Annotated in this window: 5 protein-coding genes; 1 reads left to right on the top strand and 4 read right to left on the bottom strand. The window is 71.6% G+C overall.

Annotation, left to right across the window (positions count from 1 at the left end):
- Positions 1–112: 112 nt before the first annotated feature.
- The 4 genes from ACWEV0_RS35660 to yczE all read right to left on the bottom strand — a co-directional run bounded on the left by ACWEV0_RS35660 (position 113) and on the right by yczE (position 3,767).
- The gene (locus ACWEV0_RS35660; protein WP_389213013.1) at positions 113–487 is read right to left on the bottom strand and encodes an RNA polymerase-binding protein RbpA; all 375 of its coding nucleotides are present in this window, start codon (positions 485–487) and stop codon (positions 113–115) included.
- A gap of 255 nt (positions 488–742) precedes the next feature.
- On the bottom strand, positions 743–2,119 hold the full coding sequence (locus ACWEV0_RS35655) for an MFS transporter (RefSeq protein ID WP_453153961.1): 1,377 nt from the start codon (positions 2,117–2,119) through the stop codon (positions 743–745).
- A gap of 50 nt (positions 2,120–2,169) precedes the next feature.
- Complete coding sequence (locus ACWEV0_RS35650) at positions 2,170–2,934, bottom strand: glycerophosphodiester phosphodiesterase (protein ID WP_453153960.1); 765 nt, start codon at positions 2,932–2,934, stop codon at positions 2,170–2,172.
- A 23-nt stretch (positions 2,935–2,957) separates the two neighbouring features.
- A complete protein-coding gene (gene yczE, locus ACWEV0_RS35645) occupies positions 2,958–3,767 on the bottom strand; it encodes a membrane protein YczE (RefSeq protein ID WP_453153959.1) in 810 nt (269 codons plus the stop codon).
- Positions 3,768–3,903: 136 nt separating this feature from the next.
- Between yczE and ACWEV0_RS35640 the strand changes: the two genes are divergently transcribed.
- A complete protein-coding gene (locus tag ACWEV0_RS35640; protein WP_453153958.1) occupies positions 3,904–5,403 on the top strand; it encodes an SCO1417 family MocR-like transcription factor in 1,500 nt (499 codons plus the stop codon).
- Positions 5,404–5,432 lie beyond the last annotated feature (29 nt).

Genomic DNA, 5,432 nt, shown 5'->3' with positions numbered 1-5,432 from the left:
AGGGGTCCGGCGAAGCGCTGGCTGGACTGGGCGAGGCCGTGCACGCCGAGGTAGGAGCCCTGGGCCCCGCGGCGTTTCTCCTATGGCCGTGCGGCCCTCCGTCCGACTGGGGTCAGGCGGACTTCCGGCTGTCGCGCGGATGCACGGCGATGTTCATGGCGCCGGACCGAAGGACCGCCAGCCGCTCGGCCAGCACCTCCTCCAGCTCCTCACGGGTACGCCGCTCCATGAGCATGTCCCAGTGCGTACGCGCCGGCTTGGCCTTCTTCTCTTCGGGGCCGTCTCCGTCCACCAGGAGTGCCTGGATTCCGCAGACCTTGCACTCCCACTCCGGCGGAATCTCCGCCTCGACCGAGAAGGGCATCTCGAAACGATGGCCCTTCTCGCATGCGTACTCCACGGCCTGGCGCGGGGCCAGATCGATGCCGCGGTCCGTCTCGTAGCTGGTCACCACGAGGCGCGTGCCGCGAAGAGCTCGCTCACTCATGAATCGTGCCTCCCGGGCTTGTCGCCCACAGGACAGGTGTCGCTGTCGTCGTCATCCGGTCAACGTCCGGTCGGCGGTAAAGATTCCCGTTCCCGGTCATGCGTCGCCCGTCGTGCCGCCCGTTTTTGTACCCACCATTGCCCGTTTTGTCACATCTGGCAGCAGATGTCACCTAACGTCTTCACCAAGTAAGCACGCAGTAACGGTCCGCCTGGCAGGCCAAAGGCGTACACTACCGCCCATTCACTTCCGCGTCTAAATCCGGGCAGGTACGGGGTTGCCCGCCTCGGCCACCGCGCGCCTCACCGGGACCCGCGCGAGCAGTACGGAACCGACGGCGAAGAAGATCACCAGGGAGATGATGGCATCCCGATAGCTCCCGGTCAGCTGATACGCGAGACCGAACACCAACGGACCCAGCCAGCTCAGCCCCCGGTCGCTCATCTCGTACGCGGAGAAGTACTCCGCCTCCTTGCCGCGCGGCACCAGATGTGAGAAAAGCGACCGCGAGAGCGCCTGGCTGCCGCCCAGGACCAGGCCGATCGCCGCCGCCAGGCAGAAGAAGGCCACCGGCGCCCCAGAGGGCAGGAAGTAGCCCGCCGCCAGGATCGTCGTCCACACGCCCAGCGAGCCGAGGATGGTGCGCTTCGCCCCGTAGGAGCGGGCCAGCCGCCCCATCCCGAGGGCGCCCGCCACCGCGAGGATCTGCACGAGCAGCACGGCGGTGATCAGCGTCGTCTGGTCCAGGCCCAGCTCCTCGGAGCCGTACACCGACGCCTGGGAGATCACCGTCTGGATGCCGTCGTTGTAGATCAGGTACGCCAGCAGGAACGACAGCGTCAGCGGATGCCGTCGCATGTCCCGCAGCGTCGCCGCCAGCTGCTTCCAGCCGCTGCCCACCGCACCCTCGCCGTGTCCCTCGCCCGTGCGCGAGGTCTGCCGGTCGCGCAGCCGCCGCAGCGGCACCAGCGTGAAGGCGCCCCACCACAGCCCGGCCGAGGCCAGACAGATACGCACCGCCATGCCCTCGGACAGGCCGAAGGAGTCGTGGCCGGAGAACAGGACCAGGTTGAGCACCAGGACGAGCGCGCCCGAGGTGTAGCCGAACGCCCAGCCGCGCGAGGAGACCGTGTCCCGCTCGTCCGGCTCCGCGATCTGCGGCAGATACGCGTTGTAGAGCACCATCGACACCGACAGCGACGCGTTCGCCACGATCAGCAGGAACGCCCCGAGCAGATAGCGGTGGCCGTCCAGGAAGAACATCCCCGTGGTGGCCGCCGCGCCCACGTACGCCGAGGCCGCGAGCAGCGGCTTCTTCCGGCCCGTACGGTCCGCCGCCGCGCCGACCAGCGGCATCGCCAGGACGGCGACCACGATGGAGAAGGAGACGGAGTACGCGAAGAGGGAACCGGCCCGCACCGGGATGCCCAGCGGGTGGACGAAGCCGTCCCGGTCGGCCGCCGCCTTGGCGATCGCGGTCAGGTAGGGGCCCAGGAAGACCGTGACGACGCTGGTCGAATAGACCGAGCACGCGAAGTCGTAGAAGTACCAGCCGTGCTGCTCGCGCCGCCGGGCGGCCGGATCGGCGGCCTGGCCGTCGTCCCGCTGCTCGGTCGTGTCGACGTCGGTCAAGGCCGCGCCCTTTCGTTCGTCCCCGTGGGTCCCCGTGATGGTCCGCGCGCTCAGGACCACAGTCCCCGGTCCGTGAGGACGTCGCGCAGCGTCTCCAGATGATCGGTCATGATGCCGTCCACGCCAAGGTCCAGGAGGGCGTGCATACGTTGCGGTTCGTTCACGGTCCAGACGTGGACCTGCAGGCCGCGCGCGTGCGCCTCACGTACGAAGCGGCGGTCGACCACCGGGATGCCCGCCTGCCGCTCCGGCACCTGCGCGGCGACCGCGCCCGCGCGCAGCGCCGCCGGGATGCCGAGCGAGCGCAGCCGGAGCCCCAGCACGCCCGTGACGCCGTACGAGGTCGCGAGGCGCGGCCCGGCGAGCTTGTGCGCCCGCGCGATCCGGGACTCCGTGAAGGAGCCCACGCAGACCCGGTCCCAGGCGTCCGCCCTGCGGATCAGCTCGATGAGCGGCACCAGCGCGGACTCGGCCTTCAGGTCCACGTTCCAGCGGGCCTCCGGGAACTCGTCCAGCAGATCCGCGAACAGCGGCAGCGGCTCCTTGCCCGCCACCCGCGCCTGCCGGACCTCCGACCACGGCAGGTCCCGGATCCGCCCCTTGGCGTCCGTCACCCTGTCCAGCGTCGAGTCGTGGAACGCGACGAGCCGGCCGTCCGCGGTGGTGTGCACGTCGGTCTCGAAATAGCGGTAACCGGCAGCGGCGGCCCGCCGGAAGGCGGCCGCCGTGTTCTCCAGGCCGTCCGCCGTACCGCCGCGGTGGGCGAAGGGGAGGGTGGCCGGATGGTCGAGGTAGGGGTGGCGTTCGCGAGTCACGGGCGCAGTATGGCCTGCCGGGGTTACTCGGCGGTAGACGGGCTGAATGCGGGAATCTGAAGATTGGATCCAGCCGCCGGGGCCGCGGATCCAGCCTCCTGGCTCGTGGATCCAACCGCCAGGCTCGTGGATCCAGCGTCGTGGACCGTGGATCCAGCGTCCGGGATCGTGGATCCAGCCTCCTGGCTCGTGGATCCAAGCTCCCGGACATCGGATCCAGGATCCGGCTCCGCCACCGCGAACACCTTCAGGAAGAACTGTGCCAGGGGGCCGATCGACAGCGCGTACAGCACCGTCCCCACCCCCACCGAACCGCCCAGCAGGAAGCCCGTCGCGACCACCGCGACCTCGATCGCGGTCCGGACCAGCCGGATCGACCGCCCCGTCAGCCGGTGCAGGCCGGTCATCAGACCGTCGCGCGGGCCGGGGCCGAAGCGGGCCGCGATGTAGAGGCCGGTCGCGACGCCGTTCAGGAGGATGCCGACCACCATCAGGGCGATTCCGGTCGGCAGGCCGTCCGTCTCCGGCACGAGCGCGAGGGTGCCGTCCATGGCGAGGCCGATGACGAAGACGTTGGAGACCGTGCCGAGGCCCGGCTTCTGCCGGATGGGTATCCACAGCAGCAGCACGATCGCACCGACGATGATCGACACGACGCCGATGCTGAGCCCGGCGCGCTCGGCGATGCCCTGGTGGAGCACGCCCCAGGGCTCCAGGCCCAGGCCGCCGCGGACGAGCAGCGCCGAGCTGACTCCGTAGAGCGTGAGGCCGGCGTAGAGCTGGACGAGCCGGCGGGTGAGGTGCCGGCCGCGGAGACCGGAGGCGATGGACAAGGAAATGCCCCCTTGGGTGGCGTCGGGCAGGGCGTGGATGAGGCCCCGGGTGGTGCAGGTGGACTGGCGCATGCCACTCTGTGGCGGGAGGCAACATGCCAACCATGGCCAATTCGCGGAAGGTGGACTGATTTCCATGGCCCAGTGGACTTCGGCCGTGGGTGCGGCGCAGCTCGCCCGGCAACTCCAGGCCCAGCAGACCAGGCCCGCCACGCCCGGCGCCCGCAAGCCGCCCGCCTACCGCGCCCTCGCCGACGGCATCCGGCTGCTCGTCCTCGAAGGACGCGTCCCGGTCGCCGCCCGGCTGCCCGCCGAGCGCGAGCTCGCGCTCGCCCTCACCGTCAGCCGAACCACCGTAGCCGCCGCCTACGAGGCGCTGCGCACCGAAGGCTTCCTGGAGTCCCGGCGCGGCGCCGGCAGCTGGACCGCCGTCCCGGCCGGCAACCCGCTGCCCGCCCGCGGCCTGGAACCGCTGCCGCCCGAGTCCCTCGGCTCCCTCATCGACCTGGGCTGCGCCGCGCTGCCCGCGCCCGAGCCGTGGCTCACCCGGTCCGTCCAGGGCGCCCTCGAGGAACTGCCGCCGTACGCGCACACCCACGGCGACTACCCGGCCGGGCTGCCCGCGCTGCGCCAGATGCTCGCCGACCGCTACACCGAGCGCGGCATCCCCACCATGCCCGAGCAGATCATGGTCACCACCGGCGCCATGGGCGCCATCGACGCGATCTGCCATCTCTTCGCGGGCCGCGGCGAGCGGATCGCCGTGGAGTCCCCCTCGTACGCGAACATCCTCCAGCTGATGCGCGAGACCGGCGCCCGGCTCGTGCCCGTCGCCATGGCCGAGGGGTTGCGCGGCTGGGACCTGGCCCGCTGGCGGCAGGTGCTGCGGGACGCGGCGCCCCGCCTCGCCTACGTCGTCGCCGACTTCCACAACCCGACCGGCGCTCTCGCCGACGAGGACCAGCGGCGCCAGCTGGTGGAGGCCGCGCGCTCGGCCGGCACGGTGCTCGTGGTCGACGAGACCATGACCGAGCTGTTTCTCGACGACGACCTGGAGATGCCCCGCCGCGTCTGCGCCTTCGACCCGGCCGGCGCGACCGTGCTCACCGTCGGCTCGGCGAGCAAGGCGTTCTGGGCCGGGATGCGGATCGGCTGGGTGCGGGCCGCGCCCGACGTGATCCGCTCGCTCGTCGCCGCTCGCGCCTACGCGGACCTCGGCACCCCTGTCCTTGAGCAGCTCGGCGTCAACTGGCTGATGCACACCGGCGGGTGGGAGCAGGCCGTGTCCCTGCGCCGCAACCAGGCCCGCGAGAACCGTGACGCCCTGGTGGCCGCCGTCCGCAAGGAGTTGCCCGACTGGGAGTTCGAGGTGCCGCGCGGCGGCCTCACCCTCTGGGTGCGCACCGGCGGCCTGTCCGGCTCGCGGCTCGCCGAGGTCGGCGAACGGGTCGGTGTCCGGGTCCCCTCGGGCCCGCGGTTCGGCGTCGACGGTGCCTTCGAGGGCTATGTCCGGCTGCCGTTCACGGTCAGCGGCCCGGTCGCCGAGGAGGCGGCCGCCCGCCTCGCCGCCGCGGCCCGCCTGGTCGAGTCGGGCGCGGGGGCGGGTGTGGAGAGCCCCCGCTCCTTCGTGGCCTGACGAGGGCGTACGCGGCGCGACGTGGGAAG

The sequence above is a fragment of the Streptomyces sp. NPDC003943 genome (genome assembly GCF_053605265.1).
Note: the sequence above shows the minus strand (reverse complement) of the source record. Positions and strands in the feature narration are given on the sequence as shown.